This is a genomic window from Candidatus Pantoea symbiotica, assembly GCF_056491525.1.
The window spans coordinates 521462-542556 of the sequence record NZ_JBSZHR010000003.1 but is presented as its reverse complement, the minus strand read 5'-3'; the positions used below and the strand labels follow the sequence as shown (position 1 = coordinate 542556).

At 54.8% G+C, this 21095-nt stretch carries 5 protein-coding genes; 2 read left to right on the top strand and 3 right to left on the bottom strand.

Annotation, left to right across the window (positions count from 1 at the left end):
- Positions 1-18: 18 nt before the first annotated feature.
- Positions 19-3564, bottom strand: a complete 3546-nt coding sequence (locus ACXIZX_RS23215) for a response regulator (RefSeq protein WP_479405167.1) — start codon at positions 3562-3564, stop codon at positions 19-21.
- 288 nt (positions 3565-3852) lie between these two features.
- On the opposite strand from ACXIZX_RS23215, the gene ACXIZX_RS23210 reads away from it, so the two are divergent.
- The gene (locus ACXIZX_RS23210) at positions 3853-4632 is read left to right on the top strand and encodes a response regulator transcription factor (protein WP_286176282.1); all 780 of its coding nucleotides are present in this window, start codon (positions 3853-3855) and stop codon (positions 4630-4632) included.
- A 45-nt stretch (positions 4633-4677) separates the two neighbouring features.
- Here ACXIZX_RS23210 and ACXIZX_RS23205 read toward each other — a convergent pair whose 3' ends face one another.
- Entirely contained in the window at positions 4678-5571 is an 894-nt protein-coding gene (locus ACXIZX_RS23205) for a hypothetical protein (RefSeq protein WP_479405166.1), read from the bottom strand.
- Positions 5572-5740: 169 nt separating this feature from the next.
- Positions 5741-9565 (bottom strand): Ig-like domain-containing protein, encoded by a 3825-nt coding sequence (locus ACXIZX_RS23200; RefSeq protein ID WP_479405165.1) that lies wholly within the window; start codon positions 9563-9565, stop codon positions 5741-5743.
- Between the two features lie 482 nt (positions 9566-10047).
- Between ACXIZX_RS23200 and ACXIZX_RS23195 the strand changes: the two genes are divergently transcribed.
- On the top strand, positions 10048-21081 hold the full coding sequence (locus tag ACXIZX_RS23195; protein ID WP_479405164.1) for an Ig-like domain-containing protein: 11034 nt from the start codon (positions 10048-10050) through the stop codon (positions 21079-21081).
- Positions 21082-21095 lie beyond the last annotated feature (14 nt).

The window sequence follows — 21095 nt, the reverse complement described above, 5'->3', positions numbered from 1 at the left end:
AGTTTAATTTAAAGGTTTTTATTCTGCCGCGTTCAATGTTTCGATGTTAACTTGATCTAAAATAAGATAAACACGCTCTGCCAGATTTTTTATTTCATCGATTGTTGCGCGTGTTTCACAGGCCAATTCCAGATCCTTACAAGCATTATACAAATCGGTTGCCTGTAGCAGAGACGCAGCACCACGTAGTCGATGTGCCAGGTGGCCACAAGCGATGACATCACTGTCGCTAAGAGCCTGACGTAATTTTTCTTTATCCTGCTTATTTAGCTCAATTATTTCCAATTGAAGCGCGTGGTTTTTCTGTGCTGAAACTGGAGCATTTTTTTTCACTGAATTCAAATCAGGAAAGTATCGTTGCATTACAGTCTGCAACGCTACCGGTGAAAGGGGTTTAACCAAACATTCGTTCATCCCAGCAGCCAGACAACGCGTTGCTGTTTCAAAACCGGTCATCGCTGTCAGGCCGAAAATAGGCAGGGCGGGAAGTTCGCGCTGTGCTTCTTCCTCCCGAATCATTCTGGTCAGACTAAAACCATCGATAATCGGCATGGTGCAGTCGGTAATCATTAGATCGAAAGTTGAACTTTGCTTCTGCCATAATCGCAGCGCCTGTTCCCCATCATTGGCCTGTTCGGTGTGATGTCCCCAAACTTCAAGCTGTTGTTGTAACGCCCGGCGCCCTGGAGGATAGTCGTCAACAATCAGTATCTTGAGTTCACGGTTAGCAATAATCTGTTTTACTGGGGTATTTTCTGCAGAAGGCTTCGCACTGAAATGGAGGCAGATCGTAGTACCATCTTCAGGGTCACTCTCAATAGTTAGCTCGGCACCATTGGCAATGGCCATTTGCTGGCAAGCGGACAAGCTGATCCCTGTTTCCTGCCAGATGCCATTCGCAGTATCAGCCATTTCATTTACAAGAATCTTTTCGTCGATTACGCCACTGTTTGCGACTTCAATTACCAAAGGAAAACGTGGGTCGTCACCTTCCTGGCGTCCCTGATACAGCGCTACCGAAATGGCTTTCCCACTACTGTGTTTAATTGCGTTACGCAGCAGACTAGAAAAAATGCGAATTATCAGCAGTGAATCAGCATCAAAACGCGGTGTGTTCAGCGCCGTTTCGATATGGAGCGTCATTCCTTTCTCTTCAAGCTGCTGGCGATAAAGTGCAACGGTGCTCTCTATTAATTGTGGTAGATGTACACTGCGAACTGTGCCACGCAAGGCAAGATTGTCCGCGCGGAAAATATCGAAGACATCACCAATTAAGGAAAGCAAATTGCAGGCAGATTCCCAAATCAAAGGCATATTTTCGCTGGTTTGAGCGCTCTCTTGTTGGCTCTGCAATTCAAACTCTAATAAGCCAATAATAGCGTTTAACGGAGTACGAACTTCATGCCCCATACTTTGCATAAAAGAGGCTTTGCTGGTGTTAGCTTGCTCCAGATCCGCATGCGCTTGTTGAAGGCGGATAATTAAAGCCTGTTTTTCCGTAATATCCAGCCAACCCCCGATTAATCCCCCGACTTCGCCACGGTTATCGCGCCACGGGACTGTCCAGCCCTCCAGATAATGTTGTTGACCATTAAACAGGAAAGGGCCAGACCACTGTATGGGTTCACCCAGCTTAATTGCTAGCTTATATTGCGCCGCCAGTTGATCCTTAATGTCTGACTGCATGCTTTCAATATCGGTAATTGCACGCCCTTTTAGTTTCTCACCATCCTCATCAACGGTTTCGCTCCAGCGCTGGTTGTAATCCAGCAAGTGACCTTCGCGATCGCGAGCATAAAGCGCGATGGGCGCGTTATCGATCAATACTCGGGTAAAGTTGAGCTGATTGGATAAGGCTTCCTGTGATTGTTGGCCTTTCTTTAGCGCGGCACGCAGGCGACGAATCCATATGCTACTAATAAAAGTGATCATGACGACCACGCCAGCCCAAACTAATGACTGCAACAAATTTCTGTCGCTGAGCCCGGGCACTACGGAACTCTTGTGCTGATGCCACGGTCGCGCAAGCTCAATGACATTTTCCGGCGGCAAATCTGTCAATGCCTTGCTAACAATATCCAACGGAAGTGAGGGCGAGTTACTGGCGCTCATAACCAGATGCGGGGAGGCTGAAGGTACGGTAATGGCGATGTGATTGGCTTTGTTATCAGTACTTTCCACCAGATAGCGAGCAACGAATTGTGGGGCAATAATGCCGCGAACGTTTTTATTTTTCAGTTGTTCTAAAGCCAGATATAGATCATCAGTCAACGTCAACTCAATCGCCGGATACCATGTTGTTAGCCAGGGAATCAGTGGGTTATCACGATTAATGGCCAGGCGTTCGCCCTTCAAATCACTAAATTCTGCCGGTGTTGTCACCGACTTCTGCATGATGACCACCATTGGAGAGGTGAGTAGCGTCGAACCTGACGCCGCTGTTATATCATCATCCGTAATGTTTTCAAGACGCCAGCTATTTGCCAGCAGCGCGTCGGGGTGATCGTGTTGCAAACTCTGAACTGACGTCTTTTCATCAGCCAACAGCAGAGTGAAGTTCAAGCCATAACGCTCGGTTAGCGCATCGAGCATATCGACAACAAAACCTGCAGGGACACCATTTTGGACGAAACTGATCGGCGGACGACGACCATCAATGATGACGGGAATTTGCTTGAAGGTGTGCAGCCATTGTTCCTCCTTTGAGTTCAGGCCAAGAGGATTGCGGGTAATCACGGCTTCACGGGTTAGCCCCCAGCCAATAGCAATACGCATACGTGATGCCAGCGGCATCTGTTGCAAGGTACTGTCAATAGCCGCGCGCAACTCTGGGAGTTGGCGATCAATACCAAAACTGAGATTCAGATTAGGTAAAGCTGAGCTGGGTATGGATTTTAATCCACTGATTTGCTGATAACGCTTCAAATAATCGGCAGTGGCGCGATTGATCCACAACGCATTAATTTGGCCATAAGCCACGGCGTTCATTGCCTGGTCGAATTCAGGGAAATAGCGTAACAGGCTACCAGGATACTCTTCACGAATTGGTGCTGGGCCGATATCGTCAGGCACCACGCCGAGAGTCAGATCGTCCAGCGAAGCCGGCGCATCATCCTGACTCTCGCGCATCATCAATACGGATTTGTCTAACAACCACGGCGAGGTTGCCTGCGCGGCCTTGCTTGGCCAACGGGCCGGATTCCACATCGCTACCATCTGAATTTCATGTTGACTGAGTGCTGCGAGTGCATCACTGCTGTCTTCATAATAGTGCAGACGAAATTTCACCTGCAGGCTGCCTTCCAGCATTGCCAGATAATCAGCCGCGATCCCCTGGAATTGGCCATAGGCCATTCCTTCGCCAAGCGGCGGATGAGAAGGGCCCCACACGCCAACACTGATTTCATCGTTATTGGCCAGCCAGGCCTGCACATCGGCGCTTAAGTTGACATGAGGCGCATTGACTTGAATGCGGGGTTGCAACTGCAATTCCGCTGCGCAAAGCCATTCGCTAAACAGCAGAGGAGCGATAAACATAACGTATTTAACGAGCGAAAAGCGCATGGTCGAGCTATATTCCTGGTAAGAAATCGAGCGATATGGCCTGAGTGACCGATGAAAAACACCGAACAAAAAAGACTTTCCATAGCATAGCGGAAAAAAGATATTAGATACGCATCAGCTCATGTTGTCTTTACATTACAACATTTCAGCTGACTATTATTTCTGACTAAAATAATCAAAGCGCCAGGCGGCGTCCTGGATAGCAGTGTTTTCCTGCTTAATAGCTTGATCATTGAGCGGAGGAAGAGGGAAAGGAAGGCAACCAAGACCTGGCTGGTAGGAAATGTCTTGTTAACAGGCGAAACTACTTTCATCAAATTGACCGCACGTTCGTTTCGTGCCGACACCGTTCAGAGGCAAATTATGTCACTTTTTGACCATAAAAAGATCCGCATTGCACTGCTTGATGATCATCCCATAACCCGACGCTCATTAGAAGTTGTGGCGGCCTCTGAACCCGACATTGAGGTGGTTGGCAGTTTTGGCCATAGTCGTGAATTAAACGCTTTCTTACGCAACGAATCGGTAGATGTACTGGTGCTGGATTACATTTTAAATCCTGATGAACTCGATGGCTTGTCATTGATAAAGCAATTAAAAGCACACTATCCTCAGTTGAAAATCCTACTGGCTTCGTCGATTGAGAGTATCGCGGTGATTCGCGCGGCCTTTATGGCAGGCGTAAAAGGGTATATTGGCAAGCGTGAAGAGGCACCGGTTTATTTCAACGCAATTCGTACCGTTGCCAACGGACAGCGTTTTATGCCAGTGGATATTTCAACAGCACTGGCCATGGTTCCAACCCGGAAACGTGACGAAGGATTATTAGATGGCGACGAGCAAGTGGAAGGCCGTAAGGCACCCATTTCAGAGCTGAGTAATTTGTTAACGCAGCGTGAGGCAGAAGTGATTCGCTGCTTCCTGGATGGTATGGAAATCATTGAGATTGCCGCCAAACTAAAACGCAGTCGTAAAACCATCAGCGGCCATAAACAGACCGGCATGAAGAAATTAGGATTAAGCTCAGACCTTGAGTTATTTAAGTACCGCGATGATTTGTTCCGTTAATAATAATGAATAAAAAAGGCCTGTCATTTATCGACAGGCCTTTTTTTAATTGAGCATATTGTCCATCTCAATTCTATCCGTACTCATGATTGGCGAGATCTCGGTTAACACCGTTGGCGCGAACTCAATGAAATCTTCCGAAAAGTGATTCCACATTTGTGGTTGTGTAGCATCAGCAAGGGTTTCCATATCGAATTCCATAGCCGGTTCGGATTGGATGGTGGAGGATGCGGCAAACAGTTCAGGTTCAGCACTATTCAGCACCATCGCAACGTTCAGCGATGATCCCAGGGGTTGTTCAGTCTCATATGAAATGGCGGAAATCTGGCTAAGTCCAAACATCGCTTCAGGCGGCATCGCTGCCAACTCGAATGATATTTCCTGACGGGCTTGCGTTGGCGTAGCAGGCTCATCAATGAAATCATCTAACCCGATATCTTGTTCGAGAGAAGCAACATCAAGCGGAATCATCGGCATGCCCGCTTGGTCTGCATGGCTGGCAAACAGTGCCTTTAACTCGACATGGCGTGAAGGTTCGATTTCCGACTTAAATGCTGCGGTGGCGACTGAAGACGGCGCGTCAATCGTTGTCGACGAAGAAGGCAAGGGATCGATGGCTTGTGCGTTAAATTCTGTCACCGGAATGTCTGAGTCACTGGCTGTGGGCTCAGCATGAATCTGGGGGATTATTATCGGTTCTTGCAGCACAGGTAGAGAAAAATCATTAGTAAAATCGACAATATGTAACGTTTGAGCACAGCCACTAAGATGGTGACGCAGATGATATTGTGCACCGTGTCGCTCTTTGGCCTCGTTCGTGTCTAGCGAATCTAGCGAAGTTTGTTCAGTGAGCTGGAATGAAACACGTGAGTCGTCTTTCTCCATATTCGTTGTTGATTCACCGCTGGTGGCTAGAGCGTGCTGGATTAGATGTTTCATTTTTTCCTTCTAACGATAAATACAGGAAATCACTTCCCGCAAACATTGAAAATTGCACTTAAGGTAAGTGCTGAGTCCGTCAGGCTCAGTCTTGGTTGGCGGCTGCGGGCAACAATGAAATATAAATAACCGCCAGTGAAGGCGGGTTGAATATTCACAAAGTTTAGTCTCAGTGGTTATCAAGATTTACTGTCACATTCTGCTGCACCAGCAGGTCTGCATCGAGGCCGGAGTGCTGGTAAACCTGGTATTCAATACCGCCGATAGTGACGATGCCACTATTATTCCAGTCACCGACGTCAGCACCGTCTGGCAGCATATCCGACAGATTAACCACATCACCGGTGTTACCGGTGATCATCATCTGTTTCGCGCCGTCTGCCATGAACAGATCTTGCTGGCCCAATACCAGAATATCGCCCAGCGAAATATTCAGCGTATTATTTCCGTGGTCCTCAAGTGAAACCTGATGAATTTCATGTGCTCCGCCAATTAGTTTTGAAAGATCCAGATGTGAATATTCATCGCTCAGGACCAGGGAATAATTATCCAAATGAAACTCATCTGTAACCTGGTTTATTACTGCATTTGCAGTAATCCCACTACCCGAACCGCTAGCACGTAAAGAAAGATTATCAATGTTGAAGTCATTTCCAATTGAGTCATTGTTAGCATTCACGATGGCGATAGTTACTGTGCCACTGCTTTGTGCAACAAACTCACCGCTAACGATGTTGCCTGATGTGGTCAGCGTTGTATAACCGGAACTAATGTTCGAACCATCCACTTCAATCCCTAATTGTGCCGGAGATGGGGATGTTGTTGCGGTTCCCTCAAAACTAAACAGATAGGTTTGCCCCGCAATAACATCCACTGTTTTATAAATGACTTGCCCGGCAAAATCATAACCATCTGACGTTCCTGCATGGAATTTGCCCGTATTCCAGGTGGTGAGGCCATCTTTAAGATAATCGCCCGCAGCTTGCCAGCCCTGTGCGCCATCATCCAGATCCCAATGTGTGGTACTGACCTTATAATCGATGGATGCACTCGCCGGGCTAATGTTCCCAGCATTATCGACAACCACCACATTTAGCGCATAATTTCCGTCAGGCAGTTTGGTATCACCTGTCCAACGCCAGCTCCCGTTTCTTTCCGCGATGACACTGCCGACTGCTTTGCCGTCAATCTGAATAATCACGGTCGTACCCGGTTCAGCGCTGTTTGCAGCTCCGCTTAACGTTGGCGAGCCATCTTCTAAGCGGATACCGTTCGCGGCCTCCGGTGGAACGGTATCAATATTCAGATCGAAAATATCGCTACCGTTCTGCTGGTTACCGGCAGGGTCCACAACATCAAGACGTAATGACTGGGCACCCTCTTCGAAGGCGGGGTCTGGCGTAATCTCCCAATTGCCGTTCTCATCAACAATGGCGGAGCCTAATCGGTTGCCGTTGCTATCATCCACCAGATAGACGATGTCACCATGCGTCCCGGTTCCACGGAATATCGGCTGGTTATCGTTGCTATAACCATTGTCACTCAGCGTGGTGCCATCACCTTTACTCACGGTGCCAAAAGTGATGGCATCCGGTGGTGTGATATCGTAACCCACGCTGACGGCATCCGAGCTCTCACTGATATTACCCGCTTTATCAACCACTTCACTGCGGAAGTTATATTCACGCTCATCGGTCATTTCATAATTAAACTGCCAGATGCCGGCTTCATCGGCCACACTGCTACCCAAGCAAATGTTGCCTTCATAAATCATCACCAGCATGCCCGGTGTTGCCTGGCCGTTCAGGATGATGTCGGATTGATTAATTAACGGATCTGTCACTGCAGTCCCGTCTGGCAGCGAGATGCCTGGCGTTGTCGATGCATCGGGTGGCGTAACGTCATAGCTGAACTCCATCGGTTCAGAAAGCCCACTGCTGTTTCCAGCCTCATCTCGCACCTCAGTGCGGAAGCTATAGGCACGTTCTTCGCTTATGTCAGCTGGCAATTGCCAGTTGCCACTGTCATCCACACGGACTGAACCAACAACGGTATCGCCTTCCCACAAGTAGACGATGGTGCCTGCTTCGGCATTACCAGAGAAGATCAGCTCACTGGTATTAAAATCATCACCGCTTTCCAGCACCCGGCCGTTGCCGTCGGTAATGCTAACGTCTGCCGCCTCCGGTGCGGTTACATCGACGTCCACATCAAAGCTGTCGGATTTTTCACTGACGTTGCCAGCGCGATCTTCAATTTCGGTACGGAACTGATGGCTCCCTTCCAGCAAGTCGGATACCGGGATTGACCAGCTTCCGCCTGGGCCCACGCGCACCGAACCAATCAGCTCATCGCCGTCGTACAGACGAACGATATCGCCTTCTTCAGCGGTGCCGCTGAAGATGATGTCGCGGGTACTAATGATATCGTCGGCGTTTAGCGGGTTGCCTTGAGCGTCGGTCACGGAGATGTCTTCGATCGCCGGGGTTTCAGGCGCGGTGATATCAAAGTCAAAGTGGAAGTCATCAGAACGGCCCAGCTCCTCGCCTTCCGGCGTGGAGATGATAAAGCCGATATCATGCGGTCCTTCCTGATCGTCAGCCAACGGCAGCTCGGACTGCCACTTGCCGTTTTCATCAATCACCACGGTATCGACGACTTCGCCGTCGCGGACGATGGAGACGATATCGCCGGGCTTGCCGCTGCCACCCATCTTCAGTGGGCCAGCGTTAAGCGCATCGCCCGACTGCAGCGGGTTGTCATGGCTGTCGCGGATGTAGCCAAAGGCTGGCACGTCAACCAGTTGGTCATCCACAAACACCGGACCAACGTTAACCGGTAAACCTTTGTTGCCCGCCGGGTCAACCACGATCACCGAGAAGTTGTGCTCGCCGTTTTCCAGCAAAGGCGAAGGGGTGAACGACCAACTGCCGTCAGGCCCGACCAGCGCGGTACCGATTAGCTCGCCGTTGTCGCGGATTTCTACCGTTGCGCCGGGTTCTGTCTTGCCGGAAAACACCGGGGCCCGGTCGTTGATGGTCTCACCGGGCAATAGCGGGCCGGTTGAAGCGCCGACATTATCTGCGATAACCAGTTCGGTAACGCGTGCTGGTGCGGTGAGGTCGAGCTCAAAGCCGATACTGTCGGAGCGTTCGCTTTCAACGCCTTCTCGGTTCATCTCGGAGAAGCTAATGTCGTGGTTGCCGCCAGGTAGGTTGCTCTCTGGCTGCCACTGCCAGCGGCCGTCATCGCCAATTACGGCGCTGCCAATTAATTGCCCGTTGTCATAGATACGGATGGTGTTGCCTGGCGTGCCACTGCCGGTGAATACCGGACGGGCATCATCGGTAACGCTGCCGTTGCCGATTGGGCCGGTCTGACTGCCGGCACTATCGGTGATACTCAGGTCGCTGAGATTGACTGGCTGCGGAGCCGGTGCAGGTGCAGGTGTTGAGTCACCATCACCGCCACCACCACCACCACCACCACCTGCTGCTGCGGCAATGCCGCCGATAGCCAGCAGACCGCCGATGGCACCCGCCACCAGCCAGCCGGTAGAGAGGCCGCCGGCTACTGCACCGGCTGAGGCTGAGAGCCCAGTGAGACCGGCGGTGGTCTGGCTGCCCATCAGCAGCGGCATGGTGCTGCCGTCGGCCATCATCTCGAAGGCTTGTGCATTGCCGCTTTCCGCGAGGAAGGTATGATATTTGCCGTCATTGCCCATGCCGGCCAACTCGCCCGGATGATCGTAATAGTCTTCGATAATCAGCTCAGGCTGGTCGTCGCCTTCGTTGAGAAACAGCTGCAGATTTTTACCGCTGCGTTTAATGATGATGTGTTCATTCACCGCACCGTCTTTGCCGGTGGTAAACAGGTATTTGGCACCTTTAACCGCTTTGAGTCTGGCAGGTACAGCATTGGCCTGCAGCGGAAGTTCGACGCTGCGGGTGATATTTTTTCCTTCAACGATGATGACGTTAACTGGCGTAGTCATATGTGATCTCATTAAATATAAAAAGAACTGACGGATATGTGGGTAAATTCCCACAAATTAGCTGGCGGGAATTGTGCGTAAAATCTGAGGATAAAAAGCCAGGCTGGGTCTTGGATGGAAATATGAAGATGTAAATATGATGTGACGTTAATTCAGGACGCGTTGATTTAAACGGGCTAGGTGCACCTAATTTGAAATCAACCCATTTATTGAAGTGCTTTTTTTTTGAAAATATATCAATTAAAACAATAAATTATCGTTTATCGCGCAAAGGCCGTGCCGAATGAAACTGCTTAGTGAATGTTTCGATGAAACTCAGCAGTTGCGAACATGATAGGTACGCCCGAACTCAACCAAGACCGCGCTCGTATTTAACCTTAGGACTCGTCTGTAAATTTTGACGTTATCTGGGCCAGGAACAACTCACCCAGGCATTCACCCGTTTTGACGGGATTGGGTTAAATACAGTGTAAAGGGTCTTTATGAGTCTCAATAACGTTAACATTGCGATGGTGGAGAACAACACCATTGTTAAAACCGATGTACTGCGTGCTGAAAAAGCCGGGACAGCGGTAAAAATTAAAGCGGTCAAAGGTGCCAAATATATTCTTGCCGAGGGCGAGAAAGGCTATGCACCCGAGAACATTACCGTTAAACGTGTAGGTAAAGACCTGCATGTGATGCTGGAAGGCACCGACGAGAACCAACCACAGTTGATCATTGAAGACTTCTTTACTAATCCAGGTGAACTGGTGGGTAAAGCAGAAGACGGCCAGTGGCACGAATTTATCTCTTCTGATGGCGATAGCGACCACGAAGCTGCGTTTCTGATGGATGGTGAATCCTCGGCATTGGTGCTGGGTGCGGGTGCGATTGGCGCACTTGATGGCCTGGCGGTGGCACCTTTTGCGCTTTCACCTGCGCTGCTGGCGCTGGGCGCATTGGCAGGTATTCTTGCCGCTGCTGGCCTTGCAACCGCTATTGCGCACAACCGCGATAATGGCGGCGATCACGGTGGCAGAGATGGTGGAGACGGCGGTGGCGGTGGGATTGGCCCGGTTATTAAAGCACCTGTTTGGTCAGAAGTGGTTGATGATCATGGTGACTTCCAGGGACCGATTCAGAATGGCGGCCTGACCGATGACAACACACCAACCTTTGGCGGTACCGGTACGCCGGGCAACACCATTATTATTCGCGACAAAGGCGAAGTGATTGGTTCAACTATTGTTGGTGAAGACGGTAGCTGGACCTGGACACCAGAAAATCCTCTGCCAGATGGTGAGCATAACATCACTCCGGTAGAGCGTGATGAGCACGGCAACGAAAGTGTGCCTGGTGAGGAGTTTGTCGTCATCATTGACACCGATCCACCGGCTCGTCCAGAAATTGGCCAGGTCTTTGACGACGTTGAGCCGAAAATGGGGCCTGTCGCTAATGGCGGTTACACTAACGATGACACTCCAACGTTCAGTGGCGAAGGCCAGATACCGGGCGACACCATCATAATCATTGATAATGGTAAAGAGATCGGTTCAGTTATTGTCGGTGAAGATGGCTCATGGTCATTTACCCCTGATGAGCCGTTAAAAGATGGGGATCACAGTATTGAAGTCGTTGCCCGTGACCCCGCAGGTAACCGCTCTGAGCCCTCAGATCCTTGGTTAGTCATTGTTGATACTGAAATCCCGGGCAAACCTGGCACAGGCACCACGGGTGGCCTTGACGACATCATTGATGATGTTGGTCCTGTCACCGGTTCTATAGCTAAAGGCGGCGTCACTGACGATACTACGCCAACTCTTGAAGGCTCATATCAACGCCCGGGTACCATCGTTACCATCATCGATAATGGTGAGGTAATTGGTAGTACCGTGGCCGATGCCAATGGCGGCTGGCGTTTTACCCCAGCAGAATTGCCACAAGGCGATCATAACTTCTCAATCATTATTGAGACGCCAACCGGTTATGTCTCTCCTGAATCTGATCCATGGTTAGTCGTTATCGATTTGGACGCACCTGAAGCGCCGGTGATCAAGGAGATCATCGACGACCAGGGCGCGGTCACCGGCCCGATCAACAACGGCGACGTCACCGACGACGCGCAGCCGAAAATCAGCGGTACTGCAGAAGCGGGCAGCACGGTCATCGTCTACGACAAGGGCGTGGAAATCGGCCGCACCGAGGCGGATGCCGCGGGCAACTGGGAGTTCACCCCGGTTCCGCCGCTGCTGAACGGCGACCATGAGATCAGCGCGAAGGCGCAGGACAAGGCCGGCAACATCGGCGACGCGTCCAACAGCATCGGCTTTGAGCTGATCGCCGGCGGCAACGCCACCGCGCCGTCCATCGTGGGCGCGTGGGACGACGTTGAAGCCTTTACCGGCCTGCTGCAGAGCGGCGCGAAGACCAACGACGCATCGCCTGAGCTGCGCGGCACCGCGCCGGCGGGGGAAACCGTCACCATCATCATGGACGGCAAGGTGCAGGGCACCGTGATCGCCGACGGCCAGGGCAACTGGAGCTGGACGCCTGCCGCAGATATCCCGGACGGCACGCACAACTTCCGTGCAGAGACCCACGACGACGCGGGCAACCCGGCGGCGACCGGCAACTTCCAGCTGGTGATCGACACCGACGCGCCTGACGCGGCGACGGGCATCGTGGCCGACGACAACGTCGGTCCGATCGTCGGCCCGATCGGCGACGGCGACACCACCGACGACAGCACCCCGACCATCGGCGGCGAAGGCGAACCGGGCGGCACCGTGATCATTAAGGACGGCGACGACGTTATCGGCTCCACCATCGTCGGCGACGACGGCCACTGGGAGTTCACTCCGGAAACCCCGCTGCCGGACGGCGAGCACGAAATCATCGTGGTGATCCGCGACGAGGCGGGCAACGAAAGCGCGCCGAGCGATCCGATCCATCTGATCGTGGACACCGGCGACGTGGTGATCAGCATTGACTACGTCTACGACGACGTGGAGGCCAGTACCGGCAACCTGGCGTCGGGCAGCGTCACCAACGACGACACCCCGACGCTGCACGGTAAGGCGACGGCGAACAGCATCGTCACCATCATGAACGGTGACGCGGTTATCGGCAGCGTGAAGACCGACAGCTTCGGCCGCTGGTCGTTCACCACGCCAGCGCTGCAGGACGGCCACTACGGCTTCACCGCCACGGCGACCGACGCGAAGACCGGCGCAGTCAGCGCCCCGACCGCTGAGTTTGCGCTGGACATCGACACCCAGGCGCCAACCAAACCGGGCGAAGGCGGCACCGGCGGCGGCGGCATCGGTGACATCATCGACGACGTGGGCCCGATCCGCGGCAGCGTGAAGCCGGGCGACGTGACCGACGACACCACGCCGACGCTGGAAGGCAGCGGCCTGCAGAAGGACGACGTGGTCACCATCATCGACAACGGTGAGGTGATCGGCACGGCGGTGGCGGACGAGAACGGCGGCTGGCAGTTCACCCCGAACCCGCCGCTGAACCAGGGCGAGCACGAGTTCACCATCATCGTGACCGACCCGGCGGGCAACAGTTCCGAGCCGTCCGATCCGTACCTGATCGTCGTGGACACCGATGCCCCTGCGGCGCCGGTGATCAAGGAGATCATCGACGACCAGGGCGCGGTCACCGGCCCGATCAACAACGGCGACGTCACCGACGACGCGCAGCCGAAAATCAGCGGTACCGCAGAAGCGGGCAGCACGGTCATCGTCTACGACAAGGGCGTGGAAATCGGCCGCACCGAGGCGGATGCCGCGGGCAACTGGGAGTTCACCCCGGTTCCGCCGCTGCTGAACGGCGACCATGAGATCAGCGCGAAGGCGCAGGATCAGGCCGGCAACATCGGCGACGCGTCCAACAGCATCGGCTTTGAGCTGATCGCCGGCGGCAACGCCACCGCGCCGTCCATCGTGGGCGCGTGGGACGACGTTGAAGCCTTTACCGGCCTGCTGCAGAGCGGCGCGAAGACCAACGACGCATCGCCTGAGCTGCGCGGCACCGCGCCGGCGGGGGAAACCGTCACCATCATCATGGACGGCAAGGTGCAGGGCACCGTGATCGCCGACGGCCAGGGCAACTGGAGCTGGACGCCTGCCGCAGATATCCCGGACGGCACGCACAACTTCCGTGCAGAGACCCACGACGACGCGGGCAACCCGGCGGCGACCGGCAACTTCCAGCTGGTGATCGACACCGACGCGCCTGACGCGGCGACGGGCATCGTGGCCGACGACAACGTCGGTCCGATCGTCGGCCCAATCGGCGACGGCGACACCACCGACGACAGCACCCCGACCATCGGCGGCGAAGGCGAACCGGGCGGCACCGTGATCATTAAGGACGGCGACGACGTTATCGGCTCCACCATCGTCGGCGACGACGGGCACTGGGAGTTCACCCCGGAAACCCCGCTGCCGGACGGCGAGCACGAAATCATCGTGGTGATCCGCGACGAGGCGGGCAACGAAAGCGCGCCGAGCGATCCGATCCATCTGATCGTGGACACCGGCGACGTGGTGATCAGCATTGACTACGTCTACGACGACGTGGAGGCCAGTACCGGCAACCTGGCGTCGGGCAGCGTCACCAACGACGACACCCCGACGCTGCACGGTAAGGCGACGGCGAACAGCATCGTCACCATCATGAACGGTGACGCGGTTATCGGCAGCGTGAAGACCGACAGCTTCGGCCGCTGGTCGTTCACCACGCCAGCGCTGCAGGACGGCCACTACGGCTTCACCGCTACGGCGACCGACGCGAAGACCGGCGCAGTCAGCGCCCCGACCGCTGAGTTTGCGCTGGACATCGACACCCAGGCGCCAACCAAACCGGGCGAAGGCGGCACCGGCGGCGACGGCATCGGTGACATCATCGACGACGTGGGCCCGATCCGCGGCAGCGTGAAGCCGGGCGACGTGACCGACGACACCACGCCGACGCTGGAAGGCAGCGGCCTGCAGAAGGACGACGTGGTCACCATCATCGACAACGGTGAGGTGATCGGCACGGCGGTGGCGGACGAGAACGGCGGCTGGCAGTTCACCCCGAACCCGCCGCTGAACCAGGGCGAGCACGAGTTCACCATCATCGTGACCGACCCGGCGGGCAACAGTTCCGAGCCGTCCGATCCGTACCTGATCGTCGTGGACACCGATGCGCCGGCTGCGCCGGTGATCAAGGAGATCATCGACGACCAGGGCGCGGTCACCGGCCCGATCAACAACGGCGACGTCACCGACGACGCGCAGCCGAAAATCAGCGGTACTGCAGAAGCGGGCAGCACGGTCATCGTCTACGACAAGGGCGTGGAAATCGGCCGCACCGAGGCGGATGCCGCGGGCAACTGGGAGTTCACCCCGGTTCCGCCGCTGCTGAACGGCGACCATGAGATCAGCGCGAAGGCGCAGGATCAGGCCGGCAACATCGGCGACGCGTCCAACAGCATCGGCTTTGAGCTGATCGCCGGCGGCAACGCCACCGCGCCGTCCATCGTGGGCGCGTGGGACGACGTTGAAGCCTTTACCGGCCTGCTGCAGAGCGGCGCGAAGACCAACGACGCATCGCCTGAGCTGCGCGGCACCGCGCCGGCGGGGGAAACCGTCACCATCATCATGGACGGCAAGGTGCAGGGCACCGTGATCGCCGACGGCCAGGGCAACTGGAGCTGGACGCCTGCCGCAGATATCCCGGACGGCACGCACAACTTCCGTGCAGAGACCCACGACGACGCGGGCAACCCGGCGGCGACCGGCAACTTCCAGCTGGTGATCGACACCGACGCGCCTGACGCGGCGACGGGCATCGTGGCCGACGACAACGTCGGTCCGATCGTCGGCCCGATCGGCGACGGCGACACCACCGACGACAGCACCCCGACCATCGGCGGCGAAGGCGAACCGGGCGGCACCGTGATCATTAAGGACGGCGACGACGTTATCGGCTCCACCATCGTCGGCGACGACGGCCACTGGGAGTTCACTCCGGAAACCCCGCTGCCGGACGGCGAGCACGAAATCATCGTGGTGATCCGCGACGAGGCGGGCAACGAAAGCGCGCCGAGCGATCCGATCCATCTGATCGTGGACACCGGCGACGTGGTGATCAGCATTGACTACGTCTACGACGACGTGGAGGCCAGTACCGGCAACCTGGCGTCGGGCAGCGTCACCAACGACGACACCCCGACGCTGCACGGTAAGGCGACAGCGAACAGCATCGTCACCATCATGAACGGTGACGCGGTTATCGGCAGCGTGAAGACCGACAGCTTCGGCCGCTGGTCGTTCACCACGCCAGCGCTGCAGGACGGCCACTACGGCTTCACCGCCACGGCGACCGACGCGAAGACCGGCGCAGTCAGCGCCCCGACCGCTGAGTTTGCGCTGGACATCGACACCCAGGCGCCAACCAAACCGGGCGAAGGCGGCACCGGCGGCGACGGCATCGGTGACATCATCGACGACGTGGGCCCGATCCGCGGCAGCGTGAAGCCGGGCGACGTGACCGACGACACCACGCCGACGCTGGAAGGCAGCGGCCTGCAGAAGGACGACGTGGTCAGCATCATCGACAACGGTGAGGTGATCGGCACGGCGGTTGCGGACGAGAACGGCGGCTGGCAGTTCACCCCGAACCCGCCGCTGAACCAGGGCGAGCACGAGTTCACCATCATCGTGACCGACCCGGCGGGCAACAGTTCCGAGCCGTCCGATCCGTACCTGATCGTCGTGGACACCGATGCGCCGGCTGCGCCGGTGATCAAGGAGATCATCGACGACCAGGGCGCGGTCACCGGCCCGATCAACAACGGCGACGTCACCGACGACGCGCAGCCGAAAATCAGCGGTACTGCAGAAGCGGGCAGCACGGTCATCGTCTACGACAAGGGCGTGGAAATCGGCCGCACCGAGGCGGATGCCGCGGGCAACTGGGAGTTCACCCCGGTTCCGCCGCTGCTGAACGGCGACCATGAGATCAGCGCGAAGGCGCAGGACAAGGCCGGCAACATCAGTGATGAGTCCAACAGCATTGGCTTTGACCTGCTGACCGGTGGCGTGCCATCTGCACCAGCCATCGTCAATGTGATTGATGATGTGGGCGCGATTACCGGCAATATTCGTCCTGGAGGTGCTACTGACGATACGCAACCGACCATCGTTGGTACCGCGAAGCCGGGTCATATCGTCACCATCCTGATTGACGGACAGGCGCAGGGAACCGTAGTGGCTGACAGTAAAGGTCAGTGGTCATTTACACCGACTACTGCACTGCCAGAAGGTCCACATGCGATTGTGGCTGCAGCAACTGATCCTCAGGGCAACCCAATGCCATCCAGTGGTGAATACAACATCGTTGTAGACACGACTGCACCGGATGTGGGTAGCCAGAGCTTGATCGATAACGTCGGCGATAAGGTCGGTCCCATTGTCAGCGGTGATACTACCGATGACAGCACCCCGACTTATAGCGGTGTAGCTGAACCTGGCAGTACCGTCATCATTAAGGATGGCGATCGTGAAATTGGCCGTGTGCCAGCCAATAGCAAAGGTGAGTGGAGCTTTACGCCAGCTACACCGTTGCCGGATGGCCCGCACAGCCTGAGCCATCAGGTTCAGGATCCGGCGGGCAATCTGAGTGCTGCAAGCACGCCGATTGACTTCGTTGTTGATACTTCGGCGGTAGTGGTTTCCATTACTAATGTGTTTGACGATGCAGGCAGCGTCACCGGCACCTTGAACACCGGTAGCGTAACGGATGACACCACGCCGACCCTGAATGGTCGCGCGACGGCGAACGCGCTGGTTACCATCAAAAATGGTACTGAGGTGATTGGCTCGGTGTATGCGGATGCTCGCGGTAACTGGCAGTTCACGCCAACTGTTGAGCTGAAGGAAGGTGATTACAACTTTACTGCCTCGGCTGAAGCTAAAAATGGTTCGGTTGCGGTGAGCGATAAGTTTGAGCTGACCATCGATATCACGCCGCCAGACAACAACGGCATCGGCGATATCAAAGATAACGTGGGTGGCATTGTTAATCCGATTCAAGATGGTGGTTTAACCGACGACACCACGCCAGAACTGGGTGGTTCCGGTCAGGAGCCAGGCGATGTTGTCACGATTATCGATAACGGTAAGCCAATTGGTTCAACTGTAGTGGGTGACGACGGGAGCTGGAGCTATACGCCAGAAACGCCGCTGCCGGAAGGTAGCCACGATTTCACCATCATTGTGACCGATCCAGCAGGTAACGATTCGCAGGAATCTGATCCATGGACCGTGATCGTTGATACTAAACCGCCAGTTGCACCTTCGATTGATACCGTTTGGGATGATGTTGATCCGAAACAGGGTGATGTTGCTAGCAACGGCTATACCAATGACCAGCGTCCGGAACTGCGTGGTAGCGCGGCGGCTAATGCCATCGTGATTATTTATCAGAACGGTGTGGTGCAAGGCAGCGTAACGGCGGATGCCAGCGGTAAATGGAAGTGGACGCCATCAGTGGATCTGTCTGATGCAACCTTTAACTTTACTGCGAGCCAGGTCAGTGCGGCCGGTGTTGAAGGCGACAAGTCCGCTCAGTACACCGTTACGGTTGATACGTTAGTGCCGAGCGCGCCGTTGATTACCAGCGTAGTGGACAACGTGGCGGGTGGTGTTGTTGGGGCGATTGCCAATGGCGGTCTGACCAACGATAGCAAGCCGACACTGAGTGGTACGGCTGAGCCAAATGCGCTGGTTAAGATTCTTGACGGCAACACAGTTGTAGGCAGTGTGTATGCTACAGCGACCGGTGCATGGTCACTGGAATTGCCAACGGCATTGCCGGACGGTACACACACCTTAACGGTGACAGCAGAGGACCGTGCGGGTAACGTTTCGCCACAATCCAATAGCTGGGGCCTGGTTATTGACACCGTTGCACCTAACGCCCCGGTAATCACCAGCGTAGTGGACAACGTGCCGGGTGGTATTGTTGGCGCGATTGCCAATGGCGGTCTGACCAATGATAACAAACCTACGCTGAGTGGTACGGCTGAGCCCAATGCGCTGGTCAAGATTTTGGACGGAAACACGGTGGTGGGTAGCGTATATGCGACCGCAACCGGTGCATGGTCAATGGAATTGGTTACTGCTCTGCCAGAAGGGTCTCATACCTTAACGGTGACCGCTCAGGACAGCGCAGGTAACGTTTCGCCACAATCCGGTAGTTGGGTGGTGGTCGTTGATACTGTTGCGCCGACTGTGCCAGTGATTACTAGCGTGGCGGATAACGTGGCGGGCGGTATTGTTGGGAACATCGCGAATGGCGGTCTGACTAACGACAACCGTCCAACGGTTACCGGTACCGCTGAAGCTAATTCTCTGGTGTTCCTGCGCGACGGTACCAGCACGATCTACAGCTTCTACGCCAATGGCAGTGGAACCTGGTCGTTCGAATTGCCTGCTGGAGTGCCGGATGGCAACCACAGCTTCAGCGTGGTGGCACAGGACGGAGCGGGTAACACCTCGGGCGCATCCAATAGCTGGAGTGTGGTCGTTGATACGGTTGCACCAACTGTTCCGGTCATTACCAGCGTAGCGGATAACGTGGCGGGCGGTATTGTTGGGAACATCGCGAATGGCGGCCTGACCAACGACAACCGTCCAACGCTTACCGGTACCGCTGAAGCTAATTCACTGGTATTCCTGCGTGACGGTACCAGCACGATCTACAGCTTCTACGCCAGTGGCAGTGGAACCTGGTCGTTCGAATTGCCTGCTGGAGTGCCGGATGGCAACCACAGCTTCAGCGTGGTGGCACAGGACGGAGCGGGTAACACCTCGGGCGCATCCAATAGCTGGAGTGTGGTCGTTGATACGGTTGCACCAACTGTTCCGGTCATTACCAGCGTAGCGGATAACGTGGCGGGCGGTATTGTTGGGAACATCGCGAATGGCGGCCTGACCAACGACAACCGTCCAACGCTTACCGGTACCGCTGAAGCTAATTCACTGGTGTTCCTGCGTGACGGTACCAACACAATCTACAGCTTCTACGCCAGTGGCAGTGGAAACTGGACGTTCGAATTGCCTGCAGGAGTGCCGGATGGCAACCACAGCTTCAGCGTGGTGGCACAGGACGGAGCGGGTAACACCTCGGGCGCATCCAATAGCTGGAATGTGGTCGTTGATACCGTTGCGCCTGCTGGACCGCAGATCACCAATCTGGTTGACAATGTTACGGGTGGCATCGTCGGGGATATTGCGAACGGAGGTACTACCAACGACAACAAACCAACGTTAAGCGGTACGACTGAACCGAACGCACTGATCACTATCCGTGTTGATAACGTGGTGTGGGGAAGTGTGCGTGCTGATGGAAGTGGTAAATGGCAGCTGGAGCTTGAAAAAGAAATTCCAGATGGCAGCCATGAGATCAGGGCATTTGCTGAAGATGGCGCGGGTAATGTGTCAGCCCAGTCTAATCTGTGGACTGTGGTGGTTGATACCCAACCGTTCGCTGGTACTGGATATGAAGACTTTACGAATGATAATGGAGTGATCACGGGTTCTGGTGCCACCAAAACAATTGAGTTCAGTTCCGGCCTGGTCATGCAGGGCAAGATCCTGAATACCAATGTTCCAACACCAGGTGTTCCAGGCGCGGTATTGGATTCAATTGTCGGTGTGCATAATTTACAAAGGCTTATGCAGGTTGATTGTGCGGTTGCAGACATTGATATACCGGACTCGAAATATATTTCATTCTTGTATTCATATAACAATTATGCGGGTACTCCACAGAATTACTCGTTTAGTGTGTACGACACCAACGGCAATATTCTTGATACCAAGACCTTCGCAACTGGCGCTAACATGGGAACCTACAGCTACCAGGCTCCTGAAGGTGTCTTGATTGGAAAAGTCGAGATAGTCTCACCTTACACACTGTCTTATGTTGACAATATTGCATGGGGAGATGGTCCCGGAATCCGATCTATGGCGGATATCCAGAGTGATGATTCGCACAACATGATTGATGACGGTCATGTTGCTGCTATCACGTCTGCTGATGACAATCAGCATGATGGACATCAGACGGAAGCCACGGTTGAACAGCACGGCACCACACTGAAAATTGTGGCCGCTGAACCGGTTATCAACTTTGATAGCATCGTGCATGAGGATATGAACATTCAGACCGTGGATATGACGAACAGTCAGACCAACGTGCTGAATATCACCCTCGGTGATGTGCTGGCGCACGGTGAAGAAGGCGCGTTTACCGCCGACGACACCAAACAGCTGATGATCAAAGGCGACGAGGGTGATGTAGTGAACCTGTCCGACCTGCTGCCAGACGGCACTGACCCAGGCAACTGGGCCAAAGCGGAAGGCACCGTCACCGTCAGTGGCGTGCAGTACGAGGTTTATCAGCACACCGGTGCCGAGACTGAACTGCTGGTGCAACTGGGTGTACAGACTAACCTGAACAACCACTAATCATTTACACACAA